Genomic DNA, 23,262 nt, shown 5'->3' on the forward strand with positions numbered 1-23,262 from the left:
GAATCTACTTCTTCGTGCTGCTCGGCGTCGCTGGTGTCGACGTGCTGGACGGCTTCGCGGCCGTGCTCGACGTGCTCGTGGACGAGCTCGTCGGCTTACGGCTCGACGTCGCGCTGCTGGAGGCGCGGGCCTTGCTCGGGTCGGGTCCGCAGATCACGCGGTCCTGCGGGATGTACTTGGTCGTGCGGCTCTCGCTCTTCACGACCTTGCCGGACAGGTCGGTCACGGTGCGGGTGACGGTGACCGAGAAGCCCTGCGCAGGTGTCTGCGGCTCGCAGCCCGACTCGTCCAGGTAGCGCGTCTTGGGGTCGGTGAACGCGAACTGCGGCCCGGTGGTCGTCTTCACGTTGAAGGTCTTCGTGCCGAACAGCCGGATGACGGCCGCGTTGCCCTCGGTGCCCGCCTGGATGCGGATCGGGTGGCCGGTGTCGTTGGTCCACTTGTTGTCGATCGTCGGCACCCACAAAGTGGCTTCGCGGCCCATCGGGTAGCGCGGGATCCAGTAGGCGTGCTCGGTGTGTTCGTCGAGTTGGACGCCGGCGAAGAACGTGGCGTTGTAGAGCGTCGTGGACACCTGGGAGATGCCGCCGCCGGTGCCCTTGCCGTGGCGACCGTCGATCAGCACGCCGGCCTCGACGTAACCGTTCGACGCCTCGATCGGGCTCAGCGCCTGCAGCAGGCTGAACTGCTCACCGGGAGCCACGATCATGCCGTTGATCTTGCTGAGCGCGACCTTGATGTTGGTGGTACGGGCGGCGTTCGCGGGCCCCGTCGGGTAGGGCGACACGAACTCGGAGATCTGGGTGGTGCCGAGGTTCTTCAGGTCGGCGGCGGTCATCCGGGCCGCGACCGGCTTGGTCTTGAGGGTGACCGTGCGGTCGGTCGCGGTGAGCGCCTTCACCACGAGAGCGGCGGCGCCGGTCGGGTCGACCTCGGTGCCGTTCTTGGCCTCGACGATCGCGCCGTTCGCCCCGTAGTGGGCGTTGACCGGTGCGGTCGTGAGGGTGTTCGACAACGAGTCGAGCGCGCTCTTCAGCTTCGCCTCGTCGACGACCGGCGCGATCTTGCCGTCGGTGACCTTCGCGCTGAGGAACTCGCAGACGTCCTGCGGCGTGAGCTCGGCGACCTTGTCGCCCACCTTGATCTTGAGCGGACCGCTCATCGCGGGGTTGGCGAAATCGCGCACGAACGCGTCGAGTTCGGCGTTCGTCAGCGGCGCCTCCACGTGACCGATGGTCGCGGTGAACGACGTCTTCGCCGGCCAGCCGGCCGCGATCTGCCGGGCAGCGGCGTCGGCCTGGATGCCGGTGCCGTCGGTCGAGCGGGTGACGACGACCTTGCCGTTGTCGAAGCGCACCGAACCGTTGGTCGCCGAGCCCTTGAAGGTGCCGCCCTCAGCGGTGATCGCGGCGGCGAGCTTGTCGAGGTCGGCCTTCGCCCTGAGCGGGCGGTCCTGGGTGACCCCGAACAGGTGCTCCTTGACGACCGTCGGGCTCAGCGAGAACCCGGTGAGCCCGTCGACACCCTGACCGGCATCGAGCGAGAGTCCGGACTTGGCCGGGTCGAGGGTGATCGACTTGCCGTCCGCGTGGACCGTGACCGGGCGCGACAGCAGACCGCTCGTGTGCTTCTCCACGGCGTCCGCGGCCCTCGTCGAACTCATCCCCGAGACGTCGACACCGGCCACCTTCGTGCCGTCGGGCACCTTGTTGGTGACGGCCGCCGCGGTGCCGACGTAGCCGGCGCCCAACAGCACCACGAGCCCGCCACCGGCCAGTGCGGCCCATCGTCCCCGTCGCGAAGTCTGCTTCTCGCTCACTGCGCTCTCACTCATTCATCCACTGATCTCGCACGCGCCGAGGCGCGCGTCGCCCCTCGGACGCCGTGCGAGTCGCTTATTTCTGGCTGCCGAACCGACCGCGGAAGTAGACCAGCGCTTCACCCGGCTGCTCCGCGATCTGCAAGGACAGTACGTCGCCGACCACGATGGTGTGATCGCCGGACACAAGGGTGTCGGCGGTTCGACACACGATTGTTGCCAACGAACCGTCGAGCAACGGCACGCCGGATTCGTGGCGGTGGTGCGGCACCCGGTCGAGTTGTCCGTGCAAGGGTCGACCGCGCGTCGACAACCACACCGCATGTGGACGCTGGGCCGCGTCCAGGATCGACACGCCCCAGGTGCCGTTCGCGATCACCGCGTCGTGAAAGCGCGCCTCGCGCTCGACACAGATCAGCAGCCGGACGGGGTCGAGCGACACCGACGTGATCGCGTTGGCGGTCATCGCGTGGTCGATGCCGTCGGCAACCGTCGTCACGACGGTGACCCCGGAGACCAGCCGGCCGATTGCCTGGCGGTACTCGTCGGGGTCGACTGCGTCGGTCATCGAGTCACCTCCATTGGGTTGCTTTCGGGACGGGTGCTCAGGACTTGTCGGCGTTGCGGGCCCGTGCGGAGGCGCGTGCGCGCTCGCCGGCGTTGAGCACGACCTTGCGGATGCGGACGTCCTCCGGAGTGACCTCGACGCACTCGTCCTCGCGGCAGAACTCCAGGCTCTGCTCCAGCGACAGCCGGCGCGGCGGGATGACCTTCTCGAAGTTGTCGGCGGATGAGGCGCGCACGTTGGTGAGCTTCTTCTCCTTGGTGATGTTGACGTCCATGTCGTCGGCGCGGGAGTTCTCGCCGACGATCATGCCCTCGTAGACCTCGGTGCCGGGCTCGACGAAGAGCACACCGCGCTCCTGCAGGTTGACCATCGCGTACGCGGTGACCGGGCCGGTGCGGTCGGCGACCATCGAGCCCGACAGGCGGGTGACGATCTGGCCGAACCACGGCTCGTAGCCGTCGAACACGTGGTGGGCGATGCCGGTGCCGCGAGTCTCGGTGAGGAACTCCGTGCGGAAACCGATGAGACCGCGCGACGGCACCTTGAACTCCATCCGGATCCAGCCGGTGCCGTGGTTGGTCATCTGCTCCATGCGCCCCTTGCGGGCCGCCAGGATCTGCGTGATCGCGCCGAGGTACTCCTCCGGCGTGTCGATGGTGAGCGCTTCGACCGGCTCGTGCACCTTGCCGTCGACCTGCTTGGTAACCACCTGCGGCTTGCCGACGGTCAGCTCGTAACCCTCGCGACGCATCTGCTCGACGAGGATCGCGAGCGCGAGCTCACCACGTCCCTGCACCTCCCACGCGTCGGGACGCTCGGTGGGCAGCACGCGCAGTGACACATTGCCGATGAGCTCGCGGTCGAGGCGGTCCTTGACCAAGCGGGCGGTGACCTTCGACCCACGCACCTTGCCGGCCAACGGCGAGGTGTTGGTGCCGATCGTCATCGAGATCGCCGGCTCGTCGACCTGGATCAACGGCAGAGGGATGGGGTTCTCGGCGTCGGCGAGGGTTTCGCCGATGGTGATGTCGGGGATGCCCGCAACGGCGATGATGTCGCCCGGTCCGGCCGTCTCGGCCGGCTCGCGGTCGAGACCGAAGGTCATCAGCAGCTCGGTGATCTTCACCTTCTGCTGGGTGCCGTCGTGACGGCACCAGGTGACCTGCTGGCCCTTGCTGATCTCACCGTTGCGCACGCGCAGCAGGGCGAGGCGGCCCAGGAAGTTGGACGAGTCGAGGTTGGTCACGTGGGCCTGCAGCGGCGCCTCGTCGTCGTAGGCCGGCGCCGGAATGGTCTCCAGGATCGTCTTGAACAGCGGCTCGAGCGAGTCGCCGTCGGGCAGCGCACCGTTGCCCGGACGGGTGGTGGAGGCGATGCCGTTCTTCGCCGACGCGTAGACGACCGGGAAGTCGAGCTGGTCCATGTTGCCCTCGGCGTCGTCGAGCAGGTCCATGAACAGTTCGTAGGTCTCCTCCTCGACCTCCTCGATGCGGGAGTCGGGACGGTCGACCTTGTTGATGCACAGGATGACCGGCATCTTCGCCGTGAGCGCCTTGCGCAGCACGAAACGGGTCTGCGGCAGCGGCCCCTCGGACGCGTCGACCAGCAGCACCACACCGTCGACCATCGACAGCCCGCGCTCCACCTCGCCACCGAAGTCGGCGTGACCCGGGGTGTCGATGATGTTGATGACCACCTGGTCCTGGCCGGCGTCCTTGGCCGACGGGCCGTTGTAGTGGATGGCGGTGTTCTTGGCGAGAATGGTGATGCCCTTCTCGCGCTCGAGGTCGCCGGAGTCCATCACCCGCTCGCCGGTGGTCTCGACGGTGTCGCGCTCGCCGAAAGCACCCGCCTGCCAGAGCATCTTGTCGACGAGGGTCGTCTTTCCGTGGTCGACGTGGGCAACGATGGCGACGTTACGAACGTCGTCGCGGGTCTTCAAAGGCATGACTGCGATTCTCGCAGACTCCGACCTGTGCTCCGTACCACGCCGAACGCGCGCACCCGTCCACGCCGGACGTGAGGACTCAACTTCGTAACGGCCTGTGAACGCTCGATGAATCCTGTGTGCGTGGGTCTAGGGTCGCCCTTATCGAACCGGCCGGGGCACGAGTGTGCCCGCCGACGACGAGGAAGAGGAACAAAACATGCAGAGCTCTCGCAAGGTCAGTGCGCTCGCAGTGGCCAGTGTGGCGGCCTTGGTGCTGTCCGGATGCGCGGAGTCGAAGCGCGACGAAAGTGGCACTTCCGGCTCCAGTGGCAGCACCTCCAACGCCACCATGACCTTCGCCGCGGCCGGCGCGCCGAAGACCTTCGACCCCTTCTACGCCACCGACGGCGAGTCGTTCCGACCCGCCCGGCAGATGTTCGAGGGCCTGGTCGACTTCAAACCGGGCACCGCCGACCTCACGCCGGGCCTGGCCACGAGCTGGAACCCCAGCTCCGACGGCAAGACCTGGACGTTCAAGCTGCGCACCGGCGTGAAGTTCTCCGACGGCACCCCGTTCAACGCCGACGCCGTGTGCAAGAACTTCGAGCGCATGGACAAGCAGAACGAGGCCGGCCAGACCGCCGCGTCGTACTGGAACGACAACATGGGCGGCTTCAACAAGTCGAAGACCGACCTCTACCAGGGCTGCACCGCAAAGGGCGAAGACAGCGTCGAGCTTAAGTTGCTGCGTCCGACCTCGAAGTTCCCGGCGCTGCTCGGCCTGCCGGCCTGGTCGATGCAGAGCCCGACCGCGCTCGAGAAGTACAAGGCGAACGACGTGAAGGCGCAGGGCGACGGCATCACCCAGTCCGAGTACGCGTCCAAGTACCCGACCGGCACCGGCCCGTTCAAGTTCGAGTCGTACGACGTCCAGAACAAGACGGTCACCCTCGTGCGCAACGACGACTACCACGGCGAGAAGGCCAAGGTCGCCAAGCTGGTCTTCAAGATCATCCCCGACGGCACCTCGCGCAAGCAGGCACTGCTGGCCGGTGACGTCGACGGCTACGACCTGCCCAACCCCGTCGACTGGGCCTCGCTGAAGAGCGCGGGCATGAACCTCATGGTTCGCCCGGCGTTCAACATCCTCTACCTGGGCCTCAACCCCACGAAGAACCCCGCACTGAAGGACCTCAAGGTCCGCCAGGCGCTGTACTACGCGATCAACCGTGACCAGCTGGTCAAGACCCAGCTGCCCGAGGGCGCGACGGTGGCCACCCAGTGGTACCCGAAGACCGTCGACGGCTACAGCGACGCGGTGCAGCAGTACAAGTACGACCCGGAGAAGGCGAAGAGCCTGCTCAAGGAGGCCGGACAGTCGAACCTGTCGATCGACCTCTGGTACCCGTCCGAGGTCACCCGCCCCTACATGCCCGACCCGCAGAAGATCTTCCAGGCCGTCAAGGCCGACTGGGAGAAGGTCGGCGTGAAGGTCAACACGGTCACCAAGCCGTGGGCCGGTGGTTACACCGACGGCACCTCCAACGGTGCGTCGCCGGCGTTCTCCATCGGTTGGACCGGTGACTACAACACCCCGGACAACTTCCTGGCCAACTTCTTCATCGGCAAGCAGATGGGCGTCACCTCCTACCCGTGGGGCGCGCAGCTGCAGAAGGAGATCACCGACGCCGACAGCATCGTCGACGCCGGACAGCGCACGGCTGCGTACAAGAAGCTGAGCGAGAAGCTGATGAAGGACTACATGCCCGGTCTGCCGATCTCGAACTCGCCGCCGGCGATCGTGTTCGGCAAGAACATCAGCGGCATCGTGGCGAGCCCGCTGACCGCAGAGGACTTCTCCACCGCGGTCAAGAAGTAAGCCCCAAGAAGTAAGCAAGGTTCAGCCCGAAGCCGGCGGCCGTGTCCTAGTGTTACCGGGCACGGCCGCCGGTGCGTCTGCCGGCACCCACGCCTCGTGAGCCGGCCGCCCACGTACCCCACCCCACGGAAGGAGCCCGCGTTGCTGCGTTACATCGCCCGCCGGGTGATCCAGATGATCGGCGTGTTGTTCGCGCTGTCTCTGTTGATCTTCGTGTGGTTGCGCATGCTCCCCGGCGGCACGGTGTCCGCCATGCTCGGTGAGCGCGCCACCCCCGAACGCGCCGCTCAATTGCGCAAGACCCTCGGACTCGACCAGCCGCTGCCGGTGCAGTACTGGAAGTTCCTCACCAACGCCGTGCGCGGCGACTTCGGTGTCAGCTCGCAGGTCGCGGCCGGCACCGACGCCATGAGGGTGTTCCTCGACCGCCTCCCCGCCACGATCGAACTCACCGGTTTCGCGATCGTGCTGGCACTCGTCACCGCGATCCCGCTCGGCTACCTCGCGGCGAAGCGGCGCGGCGGCATCTTCGACGGGCTGGGCATTCTGGTCTCGCTGGTCGGCGTCGCCGTGCCGGTGTTCTTCCTCGCGGTGATCCTCAAGCAGTTCTTCGCGGTCGACTGGCACCTGCTGCCGGTCGCCGGTCGCCAGAGTCCCGAGCTCGACGCCACCCGCGTCACCGGGTTCTTCATCTTCGACGGTCTCATCACCCGCGAGTACGACGCCGCATGGGACGCCGTGAAGCACCTCATCCTGCCGGCGATCGCCCTGGCCACCATCCCGTTCGCGGTGATCTTCCGCATCACCCGTGCGTCGGTGCTCGACGTGCTGGACGAGGACTTCATCCGCACCGCGGAGGCCAAGGGTCTGAAGCCGGGCACCATCCGCACCCGCCACGTGCTGCGCAACGCGATGCTCCCGGTGGTCACCACCATCGGTCTGCAGGTCGGTGGTCTGCTCACCGGTGCGGTGCTGACCGAGACGGTGTTCTCGATCCCCGGGCTGGGCGATGCGATGAAGGTCGGCTTCGAGACCCGCGACTACTCGGTGGTGCAGGTGCTGATCATCATGGCCGCACTGACCTACGTGCTCATCAATCTGCTGGTCGACATTGCGTACGCGTACATCGACCCGCGCGTCAGGATCCGGTGATCGACGATGGTTCTCAACGCAAACTCCAAGAAGGCGCGCATCGACGAGCTCGCCGAGTCGACCGCGCGTTCCGACGTCGACGCCGGTGGCATCAAGGACGGCGAGGGCGTCAGCCTCATCGCCAGCGCCTGGGAGCGGCTGCGCCGCAACCCGATGTTCATCATCGGTGCGGTGATCGTGGCACTGATCTTCCTGATGGCGATCTTCGCGCCGCTGCTCGCGCCGCACGACCCGACGGCGCGCGACCTCATCGACCAGGTTTCGGCCAACCACCAGGTGCCGGACGCCCAGGACGGCTACCCGCTCGGTGGCGACACCAGCGGCCGCGACCTGCTGAGCCGACTCATCTACGGCTCGCGCAACACGCTGATCATCGCGTTCGGCGCGACCGGTTTCGCCTTCGTCGGCGGGCTGATCCTCGGCACCCTCGCCGGCGCCTTGGGTGGCTGGGTCGACTCGCTGGTGATGCGCATCGTCGACATCATGCTGTCGCTGCCGTCACTGCTGCTGGCCTTCTCGATCGCGGCGATGTTCGGCCGCGCCTCGCAGACCACGGTGATCGTGGCGATCGGCGTCGCGATGACACCGACCTTCGCCCGGTTGCTGCGCGGTTCGATGATGGCGCAGCGCTCCAGCGATCACGTGCTCGCCGCGCGTGCGCTCGGTGTGAAACCGTCGGCGATCGTGTTCCGGCACATGCTGCCCAACTCGTTGTCGCCGGTGCTGGTGCAGGCCACGATGGTGTTCGCCACCTCGATCATCGACGCGGCCGCGCTGTCGTTCCTCGGCGCCGGCAACCCCGACGACACCTCGCCCGAATGGGGCCAGATGCTCGGCAAGGCGCAGGACCTCGTCGACGCCTTCCCGCACATGGCCGTCTACCCGGCGCTGTGCATCATCGCCGCCGCACTCGGCTTCACGCTCATGGGTGAGTCCCTGCGCGAAGCCCTCGACCCGAAGTCCCGGAGGTGACCCACGGTGACGACAACCACTGAAACAACCCCGCGGCGCCGGCCCGCCTCGTCCGAGGCGCTGCTGCGCGTGCGCGACCTGACCGTCGACTTCGGCACGAAGGGCAAGAAGCCCTTCCGTGCCGTCGACGGAGTGTCCTTCGACGTCCGTCCCGGGCAGACCGTCGGTCTCGTCGGTGAGTCGGGCTGCGGCAAGTCGGTGACCTCGATGGCGATCATGGGCCTGCTGCCCAAGCGCGGCAACAAGGTGTCGGGCACCGTCGACTTCGAGGGCACCGACCTGCTCAAGCTGTCGCCGAAGCAGATGAGCGACCGCCGCGGCCGCGACGTCGCGATGATCTTCCAAGACCCGCTGAGCTCGCTCAACCCGGTGGTGCCGCTGGGCATCCAGGTCACCGAGGTGATCGAGCGGCACCGCGGCAAGTCGCGCAAGGAGGCGATGCCGGAGGCCCGTGAGCTGCTGGACAAGGTCGGCATCCCCGACCCCGACCGGCGGCTCAAGGAGTATCCGCACCAGCTGTCCGGCGGAATGCGCCAGCGTGCACTGATCGCGATGGCGCTGGCCTGCCAGCCGCGTCTGCTGATCGCCGACGAGCCGACCACCGCCCTCGACGTGACGATCCAGGCGCAGATCCTGACGTTGCTCGGCGAGCTGGTGCGCGACTCCGACACCGCGCTGATCATGATCACCCACGACCTCGGCGTCGTGGCCGGGTTGTGCGACGAGGTCAACGTGCTGTACGGCGGACGCATCGTCGAGCGCGCGCAGCGACACGACCTGTTCGCGCAGCCGCGCCACCCGTACACCAACGGCCTGCTCGAGTCGATCCCCCGCCTCGACGGCGCGCGCGGCGAGCGGCTCAACCCGGTGCCGGGCTCGGTGGCCGACAACTTGCCGTGGACCTCCGCGTGCGCGTTCGCGCCGCGTTGTTCGCAGCCGATCGGCACCTGCACGCAAGCGACCCCCGACCTCGAAGAGCAAGCGCCCGGTCTCGACGGCGACCGCTGGTTGCGTTGCTTCAACCCGGTCGAGAAGCGGAAGGACGACTCCCGATGAGCACGACGGCACCCGAGAGCAAGACCGCGTCGGTCGACGACGGCGACGTGCTCGTCGACGTCAAGGGCGTGAAGGTGCACTTCCCGATCAAGCGGGGTGTCATTTTCGACAAGACGGTCGGCCATGTCTACGCCGTCGACGGCATCGACCTGCAGATCAAGCGCGGTGAGACCTACGGTCTGGTCGGCGAATCCGGTTGCGGCAAGTCCACTTTCGGGCGCGCGCTGCTGCGCCTGGAGGAGCCGACCGAGGGCACCGTCGTCTTCGACGGCGTCGACGTCGCATCGCTGAAGGGCGAGGAACTGCGCCGCAAGCGCAAGGACATGCAGATGGTTTTCCAGGACCCGCTGTCCAGCCTCGACCCGCGGCAAACCGTCGAGGCGTTGCTGCTCGAGGGCATGCAGGCGCACGGCCTGACGAAGGACAGGGCCGCAGCCGGTAAGCGGCTGCGTGAACTGCTCTCGGCGGTGGGCCTGCCCGCCGCCGCGCTGAAGAAGTACCCGCACGAGTTCTCCGGCGGCCAGCGTCAGCGCATCGGCATTGCGCGAGCGCTGTCGGTCGACCCCAAGCTGATCGTGGCCGACGAGCCGGTGTCGGCGCTCGACGTGTCGGTGCAGGCTCAGGTGATCAACCTGCTCGAAGATCTCCAGCAGGAGTTCGGCCTCACCTACCTGGTCGTCGCGCACGACCTCGCGGTGGTGCGCCACATCAGCGACCGCATCGGTGTGATGTACCTCGGTTCGCTGGTCGAGGAGTCGGACGCCGACGATCTCTATGCGCACCCGTTGCACCCGTACACCCGGGCTCTGATGTCGGCGGTGCCGGTGCCCGACCCGGCCGTCGAGGACAGCCGGGAACGGATCATCCTGGTCGGCGACCTGCCGAGCCCGGCGAGCCCACCGTCGGGTTGCCGGTTCCACACCCGCTGCCCGTGGCGGCAGCAGACCAAGTGCGACACCGATCGCCCCGAGTTGCGTGAGGTGCAGATCGAGGGCGTGCCCGGCAACCACCGGGTAGCCTGCCACTTCGCCGAGCAGATCGCGTCCGGCGAGATTCAGCCGCACGAGGTCAAGGCGGTCGCCACCGACCAGACCGGTGACTCCTCCGACGAGGCCGGGTCGATGTTCGAACCCGAGAAGCTGTAGGCCGCAAAGACGCGTGCGACGTGGTCGTCCTGGTGCAAGGCGACCACGTCTCACGCGTTTTCGGTTCAGGCCTCGGGCCAGAACTCGCGCATGACCGTCCGTAGCGTGTCTGCGCTGGCGGTGAAGCGCTGCGTCTCCTGCTCGTCCAGGTCGAGTTCGACCACCTCGCGCACCCCGCGGCGGCCGATGCTGGCCGGCACCCCGATGTAGATGCCCTCCTGGCCGTACTGCCCTTCGAGCAGCGCGGACACCGGCAGCGTCACCTTCTGGTTCGACAGGATCGCCCGGGTGATGCGGGCCAATGCCATGCCGATGCCATAACTGGTGGATCCCTTGGCAGCGATGATGTCGTAGGCGGCGTCCCGCGTCCGCACATAGATGTCCTCGATGTCGGCCTCGATCTGCGGGTTCGCCGCGATGCGCTTGGCGAGGGAGCGGCCCGCGATCGACGCGGCGCTCCACACCGGCAGCTCGGAGTCGCCGTGTTCGCCGATGATCATCGCGTGGACGTTGGTGGTGGCCACCTCGAAGTACTGCGCCAGGTTGTACCGCAGTCGCGCCGTGTCGAGGCTGGTGCCCGATCCGAGCACCTGTGCCGACGGCAGACCGCTGTGCCGCCAGGTGGCGTAGGTGAGGATGTCGACCGGGTTCGTGGCCACCAGGAAGATGCCGTCGAACCCGGACGCCATGACCTCGCTGACGATGTCCTGGGTGATGCGGACGTTGGTGCCCACCATGTCGAGCCGGGTCTGGCCGGCCTTCTGAGCAGCACCGGCACACAGCACGACGATGGCGGCGTCCCTGCACTCCTCGTAGCCGCCGTGGGTGACGGTGATCGGACTCGGCGCCCACGCCTCGCAGTGGTTGAGGTCGGTGACCTCGCCACGGGTGCGGTTCTCGTCGGTGTCGAGCAGCACCAGTTCGTCGGCGATGCCCTGGTTGACCAGCGCGTACGCGTAGGCGATGCCGACCGCGCCGGCGCCGATCAGGACGACCTTGTTCTCGACGTACTTCATCGGGCTCTCCCCTGCCGACGGATGCGCTGACGGGGCCGAGCCTACGAGCCCGCCCGTGACCAACGCGAATGCAGCAGGTGAACGATCGGCAGATCGTCGCGCAACCAGCCCACGTCGAACAGGTCATCGAGCGGCAGCCAGCGCAACTCGTCGTGATCCTCCAGCGGCGCAGGTACGCCCGAGGTGATGACAGCCAGGAAGACGAACATCAGATAGTTCTCGCCGAGCGGCCAACCGCCGTCCTCCGGACCGGGCACGGCGTCACCGAGTGTGACATCGACGCCGAGTTCCTCGTCGAGTTCGCGGTGCAGGGCGGTCTCGAGGTCTTCGCCCGGGTCGACCTTGCCACCGGGCAGTTCCCACCCGCCGGCGAGATGGGCCGGTGCCGACCGACGCGCGGCGAGCATCCGCGTGGGCGCGGCGGGGTCGTCGACGATCGCGGCGCCTACGACCAGCCGTCGCGTCACGCGTCCTCGCGCAGGCCGTGCGGGTTGCGGAAGAACAACACCGCGACCACACCGATGAGCACGACGGCCGCCGGCAGGTAGAGGGACTCACCCATGGCGCGGGAGAACTCGTGCGCGAGCCCGGGCACGTCACCGATATGTCCGCCGGACGTCGCCGGGTCGCCTGCCGCAGCGCTCGCACCGGCGCCGAGTCGGGCCGACAGGCGCGACTCCATCAGCGCCGCGATCGCGGCGGAGCCCAGCACCGCGCCGACCTGCCGGGTGGTGTTGTAGACGCCCGAGCCGGCGCCGGCGCGCTGCGGCGGGAGGGTGCGGGTCGCGGTGACAGACAGCGGCGACCACATGAAGCCGTTGGCCACACCGAGCACCATGATCGGCGGCAGCAGCTTCCAGAACGAGGTGTCGCTGTCGAGTTCGAGGCCGATCCAGGCGAGGCCGAGCGAGAAGCACAGCAGCCCGAAGCTCGCCAGGACCCGCGGATGCATCCGGTCGACCAACCGGCCCACGAACGGCGCGAGCCCCGCGGTCAGCAACGCCATCGGCGCCAGCAGCAGCGCCGACTGGGTGGGCGACCACCCGCGGACGCCCTGGGCCCAGATCATGATCGGGAAGGCCATCGCGGTGATCGACAGACCGACCGTTGCGATGGCGACATTGGCCAGGGAGAAGTTGCGGTTCTCGAACAGCACCAGCGGCACCAGCGGCTCGGACTTGTTGACCCGCTGCCAGTAGACGAAGCCGACCAGCACGACGAGCCCGAGCACGATGAGCAACGGCACCGAGATCACCCCGGTGATCGTGCCCCAGTCGTACTTGCTGCCTTCCTGGATGCCGAAGACGAGCAGGAACATGCCGATCGCCGACAGGGCCACGCCGAGCACGTCGAAGCGGTGCGACTGCACCGACAGGTCGGGCACCTCGCGCCAGGCGAGGAGGAACGCGAGCACCCCGATCGGCACGTTGATGAAGAAGATCCACTCCCAGCTCAGCGCGTCGATGAGCACGCCACCGAGGATCGGGCCGACGAGGGTGGCCACACCGGCGGTCGCGCCCCAGGCGCCCATCGCCTGGCCGCGGCGCTCGGCCGGGAAGATGCGGGTGATGATCGTCATCGTCTGCGGCGTCAGCAGCGCGGCGCCGAGGCCCTGCACCACGCGGGCGGCGACCAAGCCGCCGATGCTGTCGGTGAGACCGCACCACAGCGAGGCGAGGGTGAAGATCGTGAGCCCGGCGAGGTAGACCCGCTTCGGGCCGAAACGGTCACCGAGACGTCCGGTGATCAACAGGGGTGTCGCGTAGGCGAGCAGGTAGGCGCTGGTGACCCAGACGACGCCGTTGATGTCACTGTGCAGGCCGGTGATGATCGCCGGGGTGGCCACCGAGACGATCGTGGAGTCGACCAGGATCATGAAGAAGCCGAACAACAATGCGAAGAGTGCCCGCCATGGATTGGCGACCTGGTCCCTGGTCATTCCCCAAACCATAGGCGACCTCACCGACAGGCCAGCAATGCCTAGCCTTCGTGGACAGTTCGGCGCCGTAGGAGAAGGGTGTATGCAGCCACGAACTGCAGGAGGAACCAGACGATGAGCACCGACCGCACCGACCGCACCGACGACGTCCGCGCACCGCACCCCGACGAACCGCACAGCGAGTCGACCGCGTCGAAGCTCAACTGGCTACGCGCGGCGGTGCTCGGCGCCAACGACGGCGTGATCAGCACCGCCGGTCTCGTCGTGGGTGTCGCGGGTGCCAACAACGACCGCCAGGCCCTGCTCATCGCCGGGCTCGCCGGGCTCGTTGCGGGCGCATTCTCAATGGCCGCAGGCGAATACATCTCGGTGAGCACCCAGCGCGACGGCGAGAAGGCGCTCATCGAGAAGGAGATCTGGGAACTGCGCGAGATGCCCGAGGAGGAACTCGAGGAACTCACCCAGATCTACCAGGACAAGGGCCTCGACCGGGATCTGGCCGAGCAGGTGGCCGCCAAGCTCACCGAGCAGGACGCGCTCGCCGCCCACGCCGAGGTCGAGCTCGGCATCGACCCCGACGAACTCACCAACCCCTGGCACGCCGCGTGGGCCTCGATGGCCTCGTTCACCGTCGGCGCGCTGCTGCCCGTGTTGGTGATCATGCTGCCCGCGCCGATCAACGTCTACGCCACCTTCGTCGCCGTCGTGATCATGCTGGCGATCACCGGCACGGTCAGCGCCCGCCTGACCGACGCGCCCTTGCGACCCGCGGTGTTGCGCAATGTGATCGGCGGATCACTGGCCATGGCCGTGACCTTCCTCATCGGCTCGGCCGTCGGCGTCGGGGTCTGATTCCGGCTCAGAAGAGACCTACGATTCGGCCGTCTCCGTCGACCGAGATTCGTTCTGCGCCAGGCCTCTTGGGCAGACCGGGCATGGTGAGGATGTTGCCGCAGATGACGACGACGAAGCCGGCCCCGGCCGCCAGGCGCACTTCACGCACCTCGACCGTGTGACTCTCGGGCGCACCGCGCAGCGACGGGTCGGTCGAGAACGACATCTGGGTCTTGGCGAGGCAGACCGGCAGGTGTCCGTAACCCTCGTCCTCCAGCGCCGCCAACTGCTTGCGGACGGCGGACGGGATCTCGACCCGACCGGCGCGGTAGACGCGCGTGGCGACCGCGTTCACCTTCTCCTCCAGCGATGCGTCGTCGGCGTAGGCGAACCGCAGCTGCGGGGTGGGCCGATCGTGAACGGCGTCGCGCACCGCGCGCGCCAGGTCGACGGCGCCCTTGCCGCCGTCCGCGAAGTGGGTGGCGAGCTCGACGGTGATGCCGCGCTCGGCCAGGCGGCTGCGCAGCAACTCGATCTCGGCGTCGGTGTCGGGACGGGAAGCGGTTGATGCCGACGACGACCCGCTGCCCGAAGACGTCCTGCAGGTTGTCGAGGTGGCGGTAGAGGTTGACCAGCCCGTCGTCGAGCGCGCCGAGGTTCTCGTGCTCGAGGTCGGCGGTGGCCACCCCGCCGTGGTACTTCATCGACCGGATCGTCGCGACCAACACGACGACGTCGGGTCGAAGACCGGTCATCCGGCACTTCAGGTCGAGGAACTTCTCGGCGCCCAGGTCGGCCCCGAAGCCCGCCTCGGTCACTACCCAATCGGCGTGCGCGAGAGCCGCATTCGTCGCCATCACCGAGTTGCACCCGTGGGCGATGTTGGCGAAGGGTCCGCCGTGCACGAACGCTCCACTGCCCTCCAGGGTCTGCACCAGGTTGGGTGCGAGCGCGTCGCGCAGCAGCGCGGTCATCGCGCCGTCGGCCTTGAGGTCTGCCGCGGTGACGGCACGGCCGTCCCGGGTGCGGGCGACGACGATCCGGGCCAGGCGCGCGCGGAGGTCTTCGAGCGAGTTGGCGAGGCAGAAGATCGCCATCAGTTCCGAGGCCACGACGATGTCGAACCCCGACTCGCGCGGCACGCCGTTCGAGGGTCCACCGAGCCCGATCACGATGTCGCGCAGCGCTCGGTCGTTGACGTCGAGCACCCGCTTCAGGGTGACCCGCCGCGGGTCGATGTCGAGCGAATTGCCTTGGTGCAGATGGTTGTCGAGCATCGCGGCGAGCAGGTTGTGCGCCGCGGCGATGGCGGCGAAGTCGCCGGTGAAGTGCAGGTTGATGTCGGCCATATCGGGTTGAGCTGGGCATAACCGCCGCCGGCCGCGCCACCCTTCATCCCGAAGACGGGGCCGAGGGAGGGTTCGCGCAGACACACCATCGCGCGTTCGCCGAGGTGGTTGAGCGCATCGGTCAGGCCGACGCTGGTGGTGGTCTTGCCCTCCCCCGCCGGCGTCGGGCTCGTCGCGGTGACGAGCACCAGCTTCGAGCCCTCCACACGGGGTGACTCCAGGACGTGACGCAGGTCGACCTTCGCCTTGTGCGGGCCGTAACGGTAGAGATGCTCGACCGGGATACCGGCCGCCTGCGCGATCTGCTCGATCGGCCGCATCGGGGTGGCGGCGGCGATCTCGACATCACTGGGTTGCGTCATGAACACCACTGTGCCGCACTGCGGACCCGCCGAGAACGGGTCCCCGCGTCCACGACATGATCGAAGTGAGCGTTCGCTCACCACTGTTCGCCCCGTGCGTCTAGCGTGGGGGCGAAAGCCGTGTTGCCGCCCACGCAGGAGGACCCATGCAACGCCAGTTGTCCGACGAGGACCGCGCTTTCCAGCAGGAAATGCGCACCTTCTTCACCACCGTCGCGCCCCAGGACATCCGGGACGCCAATGCGGCAGGAGGTGAACCCGACCCCGACGTCATCCGTCGCGCCCAGCGCCTGCTGAACGAACACGGGCTCGCCGTGCCGCACTGGCCGGTCGAGTACGGCGGCAAGCAGTGGACCGAACTCCAGCACCACATCTACCGCACCGAGATGCAGCAGGCGAACTTCCCGACCCCGTTGCCGTTCAACGTGAGCATGATCGGCCCGGTGCTCGCGACGTTCGGTTCGAAGGAGTTGAAGGACCGCTTCCTGCCGGCCACCGCGAACCTCGACATCTGGTGGTGCCAGGGCTTCTCCGAGCCCGACGCCGGATCCGACCTCGCCGGTCTGCGCACGACCGCCGTCCGGGAGGGCGACGAGTACGTCGTCAACGGCCAGAAGACCTGGACCACCCTCGGTCAGCACGCCGACTGGATCTTCGCGCTGGTGCGCACCGACCCCAACGCACCGAAGAAGCAGATGGGCATCTCGATGCTGCTCATCAAGATGGACAGCCCCGGCCTGACGCTACGTCCGATCAAGCTGATCGACGGCGGACACGAGGTCAACGAGGTGTTCTTCGACAACGTGCGCGTGCCGGCCGACCAACTGGTCGGCGAGGAGAACAAGGGCTGGGACTACGCGAAGTTCCTGCTCGGCAACGAGCGCGTCGGTGTGGCCCCGGTCGGGTCGATCAAGCGGAAGCTCGCCGACGCCAAAGCCTTTGCCGCACAGACAAAGCGGGCCGACGGCACGCTTCTGGACGACCCGCTGCTCGCCGCCCGGATCGCCGAGCTCGAGACCGACCTGATGGCCCTCGAACTCACCGTCATGCGCGTCGCCGGCGGCAGCAAGGACGGCAAGCCCGACCCGGCGTCGTCGATCCTGAAGCTGCGCGGCAGCCAGCTGCAGCAGGACGTGCTCGAGCTCGTCGCCGACATCGCCGGCGCCGCCGGGCTGTCCTGGACGGCGAACGACGACGTGCCGGCTTGGGCCGCGAGCGCCACCCCCACCTACCTCAACTTCCGCAAGGCGTCGATCTACGGCGGCTCCAACGAGGTGCAGCGCAGCATCATCTCCGGCGGAATCCTCGGACTGAAGGGCTGAACGACGATGGACTTCACCTACGACGACGAACAGCGCGCCCTGCGGTCCGCAGTGCGCGAAATGGCCACCCGCCTGGCTCCCGAGACCACCGGCGACGTGCCGGTCGGCCCGCAGACCGTCGACCCGAAGGCCTGGCAGACGCTGGCCGAGATGGGTCTGCTCGGCCTGCCGATCGCCGAGGACGCCGGTGGCATGGGTGCCAGCGCGGTCGAGGTCGCGATCGCCGCGTCCGAACTCGGCTCCGCCCGCTCGACCCTGCCCTACGCCGACGCGCTCACCGCGAACGTCATCCTCGCCGGCGCCGGGCACGAGTTGCTCGAGGGCGCGGTCGACGGGTCGGCGCTCGTGCTGACCGCCTTCGGTGAGCCGGGTGCCGCCTGGGACCCCGACAACCCGCAGGCGACCGGCCGGAAGGACGGCGACGGGTACGTGCTGTCGGGCCACAAGCTCGGCGCCACCGACCTCACCGGCGTCGCGGCCGTGGTCACCACCGCCCACTGCCCCGACGAAGGCTGCACCTGCGTGTTCCTCGTCGAGAACCCGACGGTCGAGGGCACGAGCCTGCGGCTCGACGGCCCGGCCACCCGGCTCGGCGACCTCGACCTGCTGCACCGCGGCCTCAACATCGGCCTGGTCACGCTCGGCGCCGAGGCGCTCGGTGCGATGGAGTCGGCGCTGTCGATGACGGTCGACTACCTCAAGACCCGCAAGCAGTTCGGGGTGCCGCTGGCGACCTTCCAGACGCTCACCCAGCGCGCCGCCGACATGTACACCAGTGTCGAACTCGCGCGCAGCACAGTGCTTTTCGCTGCGATGGAGATCGCTCACGACCCAACCGACCGGGCGACGACGTCGCGCCTCAAGGCCTTCGTCGGACGCACCGGGCGGCACGTCGGCCAGGAGGCGATCCAGTTGCACGGCGGCATCGGCATGACCGCCGAGTACGCGGTCGGGCACTACACCTCGCGGCTCACGACGATCGAGCACACCTTCGGTGACACGCGCTACCACCTCGCCCGTCTCGCGGCCGCCCTCGGCGACCACGAAATGGTCGATGTGGTGAGCTGACCGACGCCGAATGAACTACAATGAGTAGTAGTTGGTTGGAAACCTCAGGAGGTCGATCATGATCGTCGTCGGTTACAACGACACCCCGGACTGCGAGCGCGCCCTGGAGTGGGCCGCGAGCGAGTCGCGGCGCAGCCAGGAGGCGTTGCGGGTGGTCTCGGCCACCGGCATGCCCACCTTCGCCGATGCGGGCGCCGGGGTGATGATCGACCGGTCGGTGATCGAGGAGGGTGCCCGCGAGATGGCCGCCAACGGCGTCAAGCGCGCCACCGAACTCGGCGCTGTCGAGGTCGAGGCGGTCTCCGCGCTGGGCAACCCGGCGGAGATGCTCGTCGAGGCCGCCGAGGGCGCCCGGGCGATCGTGCTCGGCAGCCGGGGCCGTGGCCCCGTGCTGTCTGCGCTGCTCGGCTCGGTCTCGTACGCGGTCGCCGCGCACGCACCGTGCCCGGTGGTCGTGGTGCGGGCCGATGCGCCGTCCGTCGGCACCGAGCACCCGATCATGGTCGGCGTCGACGAGTCGGCCCCGTCGCAGCGGGCGCTCGCGCTCGCCGCCGAGGTCGCCGACGAGCGTGGCGCCACCGTGCACCTCGCGTCGGTGTGGAGCCACCCGGCCGCCACCATCGCGGCCGCCTCCTACCTCGACGGCGCGGTGCTGATGAGCGCCGGCGAAGGCATCGAGGAAGCGGTCACGGCCGAACTGCGCCAGACCGCAGACCGGTTGCGGGCCGAACACCCCGACCTGAAGATCACCACCGCCGTGCTCGAGGGCGACCCGGCGTCGGCGCTGGCCGCCGAGGCCGAACGCGTCGGTGCGGCTCTGCTCGCGATCGGCACGCGCGGTCGCGGCGGCTTCCGCGGCATGATGCTCGGCTCGGTGAGCCACGGCGTGCTGCACGCGGCGAAGTGCCCGGTGGCGATCGTCCGATAGGTGCTGCCCGACCGTTCACGCACCAGCGAAGGTGCCCCGCCGGAACAAGCGGGGCACCTTCGCTGTTTCATGGAGTCATGAACGTCGACATCTGGTCCGATCTCGCCTGCCCCTGGTGCTTCATCGGCACCGAACGCTTCCACAAGGCACTCGCCGAGTTCGAGGGCAAGGACGACGTCAAGGTCATCTGGCACAGCTTCCAGCTCGATCCCGAGCTGCCCGACCACTACGACGGCACCGAGGTCGACTACCTCGCCGCGAGCAAGGGCATGCCGCGCGACCAGGTCGAGGCCATGACCGACCAGGTCGCAGGAGTCGCCGCCGGTGACGGGCTGAACTTCGACTTCGCCGGGCTCAAGGTCGCCAACAGCCGACTGGCGCACCACCTCGTGCACCTCGCCCAGCTGCGCGGCGTGGCCGCCCCGGTGAGCCGCGGACTGTTCAGCGCTCACTTCGAGAACGCCGAGGACATCGGCGACCGCGCCGTGCTCACCCGGATCGGCGTCGAGAACGGTCTCGAGGAGTCGGACATCGCCGAGGCGCTCGGCTCCCCTGCCTATGACACCGCGATGCGGTCCGACGCCGCACAGGCGCAGGGCATCGGCATCAACGGCGTGCCGTTCTTCGTGGTCGACGGACGCTTCGGTGTCAGCGGCGCACAGCCGGTCGAGACCTTCGGCAAGGCCCTCGCGATGGCCTTCGAGGACGCCCCCGAGGGCGGCGGCGGGTGCTGCGGCGGTAGCTGCTGCAGCTGAGCCAGGGACCCTCGTGCGGACACCGCCGAAGGATCAGCCCGCACGAACCCCGACGGCGGCTGCGATCAATGTCCTTCGGCGGCCGTGGCGAGTCGGTCGATCGAGCCCATCAGCCGCTCCGAGGTCGTCCACTGCGCCCGCTGGAAGCGCGCCTCGTCGGTGAGTTGCGACCAGTCGTAGGTGTGCGTGACGCGGGTGCCCCCGTCGTCGTTCGGCACCAACTCCCAGCGCCACAGGTGGCCCGGCTGCGGTTCGCCCACGGCCGAGGGTTTCCAGGCGATCCGGCGACCCTCCTCGAACTCCACGATGTGGTTGTCGCGGTCCTTGCCCTGGGTGGTGGTCATCCGGAACACATCGCCGACGGCGTGCACCCGCTGGCCCGGTGCGGCGATGGCGAGGTTGTCGTTGCCGTCCCACTCCGGCTGGCGGGCCGGGTCGGCGATCAGCTCGAAGATGGTGTCGGCGGGGGCTGCGATGTCACGGGTCGCGGAGACGATGCGGTCGCTCATGAACTCATCGAAGCATGATCCGGCTCGGTAGGTCGCCTCAGTAAGTGGGCGCGCCAGACAACCCGAGCATCGCCTCGAGACTGCGCATCCCCCAAGCGCGGTACTGGCCGGCGAGGGTGGTGCCGACGTGCCGCAGATGCCACGGCTCGTACTGGTAGCCGGTGACCGATTGTTGCCCGGCTTCGTAGCGCACGACGAACCCGAACCGGTGCGCGTTCGCCGCCACCCACGCGGCGACCGAGGTGCCCGCCGAGATCGCGAGGTCGAGCGCCAGACCGGTCTGGTGTTCGGAGTAGCCGGCACGCGCCGTCCGCTGGTCGGCGCCCGCGCGCCCGTAGCGGGCGACGTCCTGGTTGTAGAGGGCCGCCTGGCCCGCGTACGACCGGTAACCGCTGTTCAACCGCAGGCTGTGCCCGGACGCCGAGGCGGCCGCCTTGAACTGTGAATAGGACTGCGCCACAGTCGATCTCAGCTGAACACCCTCGACGGTGACGAGTCCGGTCGGCACGAAGCCGGACGACAGCGGGTTGCGTTTGTTCACCAGGATCCACGGCGATCCGGCCAGCGCGGCGGACGTCGTGGAGAGGGTGACCGGCAGGCTGAACCCGAGGTCTTCGACCCGCACCGCACGGGTGCTCCCCGACGCCATCGGCACGGTCAACCGGGCCGTGCCGGTGCGCACCGTCGTGCTGGCAAGTTGCACCGCCCCGTCGCGCGCGGCGAGGCCGGTGCGCGGGAGGTTCTGCATCAGCACCACGGCCCGCGTCGGCGTCACCGCGAAGGCCTGCCACGTGGTGTTCGGCGACGGCAGTTGGGTGTGGCCGACGACGACCCGGCCACCCGGCCGTGGGCCGGGCGGACGCACGAAGGTCGCGGCGCCCACCGCCAGCAGGCCGAGCACGTTGCGGCGCCGCACGCCGGGCTCGCGCACACACCCGTTCGGGTGCCCGATCGCTCGCGCGCCGGTCGACTGCAGGCGGACGAACTCAGTCACCGACCGTGTGCTTCGCGCGGGTGACGATCTTCGGGTCGGGCGCGAAGACGATCGAGGTGTCCTTACCCTCGTACTCGAACTGGTTCAGGAAGGCCCGCATCGCGTTGATCCGGCCGCGCTTCTTGTCGTTGCTCTTGACCACGATCCACGGGGCATACTTCTTGTCGGTGAGGTTGAAGGTGGCCTCCTTCGCCGCGGTGTAGTCGTCCCAGCGGTCGAGGCTCTCGAGGTCCATCGGCGACAGCTTCCACTGCCGCACCGGGTCGATCTGGCGCAGCGCGAAGCGGGTGCGCTGTTCGTCCTGGGTGACCGAGAACCACAGCTTGGTGACCGTGGTGCCGCTGTCGACGAGCATCTGCTCGAAGCGCGGCGCCTGCTTCATGAACACCTCGTATTCGTCGTCGGTGCAGAAGCCCATCACCCGCTCGACGTTGGCCCGGTTGTACCAGCTGCGGTCGAACATCACGATCTCGCCGGACGTCGGCAGGTGGTTGATGTAGCGCTGGAAGTACCACTGACCCTGCTCGGTCGACGACGGCTTGGTGAGGGCGACGACGCGCGCGGCACGCGGGTTGAGGTGTTCGGAGAAACGCTTGATCGTGCCGCCCTTGCCGGCCGCGTCGCGACCCTCGAACACGATGACGTGCTTGGCGCCGACGTCCTGCGTCCAGTACTGGAACTTCAGCAGCTCGACCTGCAACTGGTACTTCGTCTCCTCGTACTCCTCGCGTTCCATCAAGGAGTCGTAGGGGTAGTCCTGCCGCCAGGTCTCGACCGCCTCACCGTCCGGACGGATGAGCACCGGATCCTCGCCGCTGGCGTCGCGGACGGTGTAACCCTCGAGCTTGAGCTTGTCGATGTACTCACGAAGACGCATGTGCTGGACCATGCGCCTATTCCACCACCCCATCGAGACAACCGCAGGCGCTCGCGGGGATGAGTTGTCTCCCATTGCGAGACAGCCGAATTCGCGGTGAACGGGGCATTAACAATGGCCCTCGCGGGCGCGCTACCGGTTACCGGACGGGGTGTCGGACGGCGGGCGGCCTACGACCATGCCGCGCAGCAGATCGGGGTCGAACTGCTGCGCCGTCTGCAGGTCGAGTTGCGCACCCAACCCGTCGAGCACCGCGGTGAAGAACATCCGCGCCGCGGCCGCGTACGCGATACCCGCGATGTCGCCGTCGCTGAACCCCTGCGCGCGCAGCCCGTCGATCTGCGCCTGGGTGACGGCGGACGCGTCGGTGGCCACCGCTCGCGCGAACCGGTAGACCGCCTGGTCGCGAGCCGGCAGCGCGCCGCCGTCCGGATCGGTCTCGATCGCGGCGAGCGCGTCGGGGTCGTCGCAGATGTCACGCAGGAACTTCGAGTGCGCGGTCGTGCAGTAGGTCGACCGGCGGGCGCGAGCGACCGCGATCGAGGCCAACTCGTAGGTGCGACGGTCCATCCCGGCGACGATCGTGCGGTTGAGCGCCTTCCACGCGACCGCTACGTCGGGCCGGTCGGCGAAGCAGTAGGCGTAGTTGGGGACGAAACCCCACGTCGCCTGTTCCTCGTCGAGGTACTGCGCGAAACCGTCGATCGGTTCGTCCGGACGTCTCAAGAAGACCATCTGTCGAGTGTGCTCCCCCGCCGGCACGCGCACCCGGGTTTCGGCAAGACCCG

General features: G+C 68.3%; 21 protein-coding genes and 1 pseudogene. 11 read left to right on the forward strand and 11 right to left on the reverse strand.

Translation table 11 applies throughout. The features are described from left to right. Positions 1–4: 4 nt before the first annotated feature. The 3 genes from DFJ65_RS15215 to typA all read right to left on the reverse strand — a co-directional run bounded on the left by DFJ65_RS15215 (position 5) and on the right by typA (position 4,335). A complete protein-coding gene (locus tag DFJ65_RS15215; protein WP_170144120.1) occupies positions 5–1,819 on the reverse strand; it encodes a VanW family protein in 1,815 nt (604 codons plus the stop codon). A 76-nt stretch (positions 1,820–1,895) separates the two neighbouring features. Continuing rightward, positions 1,896–2,387 (reverse strand): flavin reductase family protein, encoded by a 492-nt coding sequence (locus DFJ65_RS15220; protein WP_115923750.1) that lies wholly within the window; start codon positions 2,385–2,387, stop codon positions 1,896–1,898. 37 nt (positions 2,388–2,424) lie between these two features. After that, entirely contained in the window at positions 2,425–4,335 is a 1,911-nt protein-coding gene (gene typA / locus DFJ65_RS15225) for a translational GTPase TypA (protein WP_115923751.1), read from the reverse strand. Positions 4,336–4,534: 199 nt separating this feature from the next. Here typA and DFJ65_RS15230 point away from each other — a divergent pair, with 199 nt between their 5' ends. From DFJ65_RS15230 to DFJ65_RS15250, 5 genes are all read left to right on the forward strand, one after another. Continuing rightward, the gene (locus DFJ65_RS15230; protein WP_115924377.1) at positions 4,535–6,196 is read left to right on the forward strand and encodes an ABC transporter substrate-binding protein; all 1,662 of its coding nucleotides are present in this window, start codon (positions 4,535–4,537) and stop codon (positions 6,194–6,196) included. Positions 6,197–6,337: 141 nt separating this feature from the next. After that, positions 6,338–7,348 (forward strand): ABC transporter permease, encoded by a 1,011-nt coding sequence (locus DFJ65_RS15235; protein WP_115923752.1) that lies wholly within the window; start codon positions 6,338–6,340, stop codon positions 7,346–7,348. Between the two features lie 6 nt (positions 7,349–7,354). Continuing rightward, a complete protein-coding gene (locus tag DFJ65_RS15240; protein ID WP_115923753.1) occupies positions 7,355–8,320 on the forward strand; it encodes an ABC transporter permease in 966 nt (321 codons plus the stop codon). Positions 8,321–8,326: 6 nt separating this feature from the next. Continuing rightward, a complete protein-coding gene (locus DFJ65_RS15245; RefSeq protein WP_115923754.1) occupies positions 8,327–9,376 on the forward strand; it encodes an ABC transporter ATP-binding protein in 1,050 nt (349 codons plus the stop codon). Continuing rightward, positions 9,373–10,521: an ABC transporter ATP-binding protein gene (locus DFJ65_RS15250; protein WP_115923755.1), complete on the forward strand. Its 1,149-nt coding sequence runs from the start codon at positions 9,373–9,375 to the stop codon at positions 10,519–10,521. The genes DFJ65_RS15245 and DFJ65_RS15250 overlap by 4 nt, the downstream gene beginning before the upstream one ends. A 65-nt stretch (positions 10,522–10,586) precedes the next feature. On the opposite strand, the gene DFJ65_RS15255 is transcribed toward DFJ65_RS15250, so the two are convergent. Genes DFJ65_RS15255 through DFJ65_RS15265 form a run of 3 tightly spaced genes read right to left on the reverse strand, consistent with a single transcriptional unit; the run spans position 10,587 to position 13,476 of the window. Then, the gene (locus tag DFJ65_RS15255; protein ID WP_115923756.1) at positions 10,587–11,537 is read right to left on the reverse strand and encodes an L-lactate dehydrogenase; all 951 of its coding nucleotides are present in this window, start codon (positions 11,535–11,537) and stop codon (positions 10,587–10,589) included. A 41-nt stretch (positions 11,538–11,578) separates the two neighbouring features. Continuing rightward, entirely contained in the window at positions 11,579–12,004 is a 426-nt protein-coding gene (locus DFJ65_RS15260) for a (deoxy)nucleoside triphosphate pyrophosphohydrolase (protein WP_115923757.1), read from the reverse strand. Then, positions 12,001–13,476: a DHA2 family efflux MFS transporter permease subunit gene (locus tag DFJ65_RS15265; RefSeq protein ID WP_115923758.1), complete on the reverse strand. Its 1,476-nt coding sequence runs from the start codon at positions 13,474–13,476 to the stop codon at positions 12,001–12,003. Before DFJ65_RS15265 ends, DFJ65_RS15260 begins: the two co-directional genes overlap by 4 nt. 114 nt (positions 13,477–13,590) lie before the next feature. Between DFJ65_RS15265 and DFJ65_RS15270 the strand changes: the two genes are divergently transcribed. Continuing rightward, positions 13,591–14,328: a VIT1/CCC1 transporter family protein gene (locus DFJ65_RS15270; RefSeq protein ID WP_115923759.1), complete on the forward strand. Its 738-nt coding sequence runs from the start codon at positions 13,591–13,593 to the stop codon at positions 14,326–14,328. Positions 14,329–14,335: 7 nt separating this feature from the next. Here the strand turns inward: DFJ65_RS15270 and DFJ65_RS15275 are convergent. Continuing rightward, positions 14,336–15,979, reverse strand: a pseudogene (locus DFJ65_RS15275) (formate--tetrahydrofolate ligase). On the opposite strand from DFJ65_RS15275, the gene DFJ65_RS18160 reads away from it, so the two are divergent. From DFJ65_RS18160 to DFJ65_RS15295, 5 genes are all read left to right on the forward strand, one after another. After that, a complete protein-coding gene (locus tag DFJ65_RS18160; RefSeq protein ID WP_245950464.1) occupies positions 15,884–16,081 on the forward strand; it encodes a hypothetical protein in 198 nt (65 codons plus the stop codon). The pseudogene DFJ65_RS15275 and the gene DFJ65_RS18160 sit on opposite strands and share 96 nt — an antisense overlap. 86 nt (positions 16,082–16,167) lie before the next feature. After that, positions 16,168–17,343: an acyl-CoA dehydrogenase family protein gene (locus DFJ65_RS15280; RefSeq protein ID WP_115923760.1), complete on the forward strand. Its 1,176-nt coding sequence runs from the start codon at positions 16,168–16,170 to the stop codon at positions 17,341–17,343. Positions 17,344–17,349: 6 nt separating this feature from the next. Continuing rightward, positions 17,350–18,411 (forward strand): acyl-CoA dehydrogenase family protein, encoded by a 1,062-nt coding sequence (locus tag DFJ65_RS15285; protein ID WP_115923761.1) that lies wholly within the window; start codon positions 17,350–17,352, stop codon positions 18,409–18,411. Between the two features lie 58 nt (positions 18,412–18,469). Next, positions 18,470–19,339, forward strand: a complete 870-nt coding sequence (locus tag DFJ65_RS15290) for a universal stress protein (protein WP_115923762.1) — start codon at positions 18,470–18,472, stop codon at positions 19,337–19,339. A gap of 77 nt (positions 19,340–19,416) precedes the next feature. Then, complete coding sequence (locus tag DFJ65_RS15295; RefSeq protein ID WP_115923763.1) at positions 19,417–20,094, forward strand: DsbA family oxidoreductase; 678 nt, start codon at positions 19,417–19,419, stop codon at positions 20,092–20,094. 65 nt (positions 20,095–20,159) lie between these two features. On the opposite strand, the gene DFJ65_RS15300 is transcribed toward DFJ65_RS15295, so the two are convergent. The 4 genes from DFJ65_RS15300 to DFJ65_RS15315 form a co-directional block, all read right to left on the reverse strand. After that, positions 20,160–20,603, reverse strand: a complete 444-nt coding sequence (locus DFJ65_RS15300) for an SRPBCC family protein (protein ID WP_115923764.1) — start codon at positions 20,601–20,603, stop codon at positions 20,160–20,162. Positions 20,604–20,640: 37 nt separating this feature from the next. After that, positions 20,641–21,597, reverse strand: coding sequence for a M15 family metallopeptidase (locus DFJ65_RS15305; RefSeq protein WP_115923765.1), 957 nt, complete (start codon positions 21,595–21,597; stop codon positions 20,641–20,643). Beyond that, positions 21,590–22,474 carry a polyphosphate kinase 2 gene (ppk2, locus tag DFJ65_RS15310; RefSeq protein WP_425453001.1) on the reverse strand — a complete coding sequence of 295 codons (885 nt, stop codon included), beginning with the start codon at positions 22,472–22,474 and terminating at the stop codon, positions 21,590–21,592. The genes DFJ65_RS15305 and ppk2 overlap by 8 nt, the downstream gene beginning before the upstream one ends. A 132-nt stretch (positions 22,475–22,606) precedes the next feature. Next, complete coding sequence (locus DFJ65_RS15315) at positions 22,607–23,209, reverse strand: carboxymuconolactone decarboxylase family protein (RefSeq protein WP_115923767.1); 603 nt, start codon at positions 23,207–23,209, stop codon at positions 22,607–22,609. Positions 23,210–23,262 lie beyond the last annotated feature (53 nt).

The sequence above is a fragment of the Calidifontibacter indicus genome, assembly GCF_003386865.1.
Taxonomy (GTDB): Bacteria; Actinomycetota; Actinomycetes; order Actinomycetales; family Dermatophilaceae; genus Yimella; species Yimella indica.

Excerpts from the sequence above, each read along its gene's own strand:
- DFJ65_RS15255 (WP_115923756.1), bottom strand. The coding sequence starts at position 11,537 with ATGAAGTACGTCGAGAACAAGGTCGTCCTGATCGGCGCCGGCGCGGTC.
- DFJ65_RS15220 (WP_115923750.1), bottom strand. The coding sequence starts at position 2,387 with ATGACCGACGCAGTCGACCCCGACGAGTACCGCCAGGCAATCGGCCGG.
- typA (WP_115923751.1), bottom strand. The coding sequence starts at position 4,335 with ATGCCTTTGAAGACCCGCGACGACGTTCGTAACGTCGCCATCGTTGCC.
- DFJ65_RS15295 (WP_115923763.1), top strand. The coding sequence starts at position 19,417 with ATGAACGTCGACATCTGGTCCGATCTCGCCTGCCCCTGGTGCTTCATC.
- ppk2 (WP_425453001.1), bottom strand. The coding sequence starts at position 22,474 with ATGCGTCTTCGTGAGTACATCGACAAGCTCAAGCTCGAGGGTTACACC.
- DFJ65_RS15315 (WP_115923767.1), bottom strand. The coding sequence starts at position 23,209 with ATGGTCTTCTTGAGACGTCCGGACGAACCGATCGACGGTTTCGCGCAG.
- DFJ65_RS15280 (WP_115923760.1), top strand. The coding sequence starts at position 16,168 with ATGCAACGCCAGTTGTCCGACGAGGACCGCGCTTTCCAGCAGGAAATG.
- DFJ65_RS15300 (WP_115923764.1), bottom strand. The coding sequence starts at position 20,603 with ATGAGCGACCGCATCGTCTCCGCGACCCGTGACATCGCAGCCCCCGCC.
- DFJ65_RS15240 (WP_115923753.1), top strand. The coding sequence starts at position 7,355 with ATGGTTCTCAACGCAAACTCCAAGAAGGCGCGCATCGACGAGCTCGCC.
- DFJ65_RS15230 (WP_115924377.1), top strand. The coding sequence starts at position 4,535 with ATGCAGAGCTCTCGCAAGGTCAGTGCGCTCGCAGTGGCCAGTGTGGCG.
- DFJ65_RS15250 (WP_115923755.1), top strand. The coding sequence starts at position 9,373 with ATGAGCACGACGGCACCCGAGAGCAAGACCGCGTCGGTCGACGACGGC.
- DFJ65_RS15270 (WP_115923759.1), top strand. The coding sequence starts at position 13,591 with ATGAGCACCGACCGCACCGACCGCACCGACGACGTCCGCGCACCGCAC.
- DFJ65_RS15290 (WP_115923762.1), top strand. The coding sequence starts at position 18,470 with ATGATCGTCGTCGGTTACAACGACACCCCGGACTGCGAGCGCGCCCTG.
- DFJ65_RS15285 (WP_115923761.1), top strand. The coding sequence starts at position 17,350 with ATGGACTTCACCTACGACGACGAACAGCGCGCCCTGCGGTCCGCAGTG.
- DFJ65_RS15265 (WP_115923758.1), bottom strand. The coding sequence starts at position 13,476 with ATGACCAGGGACCAGGTCGCCAATCCATGGCGGGCACTCTTCGCATTG.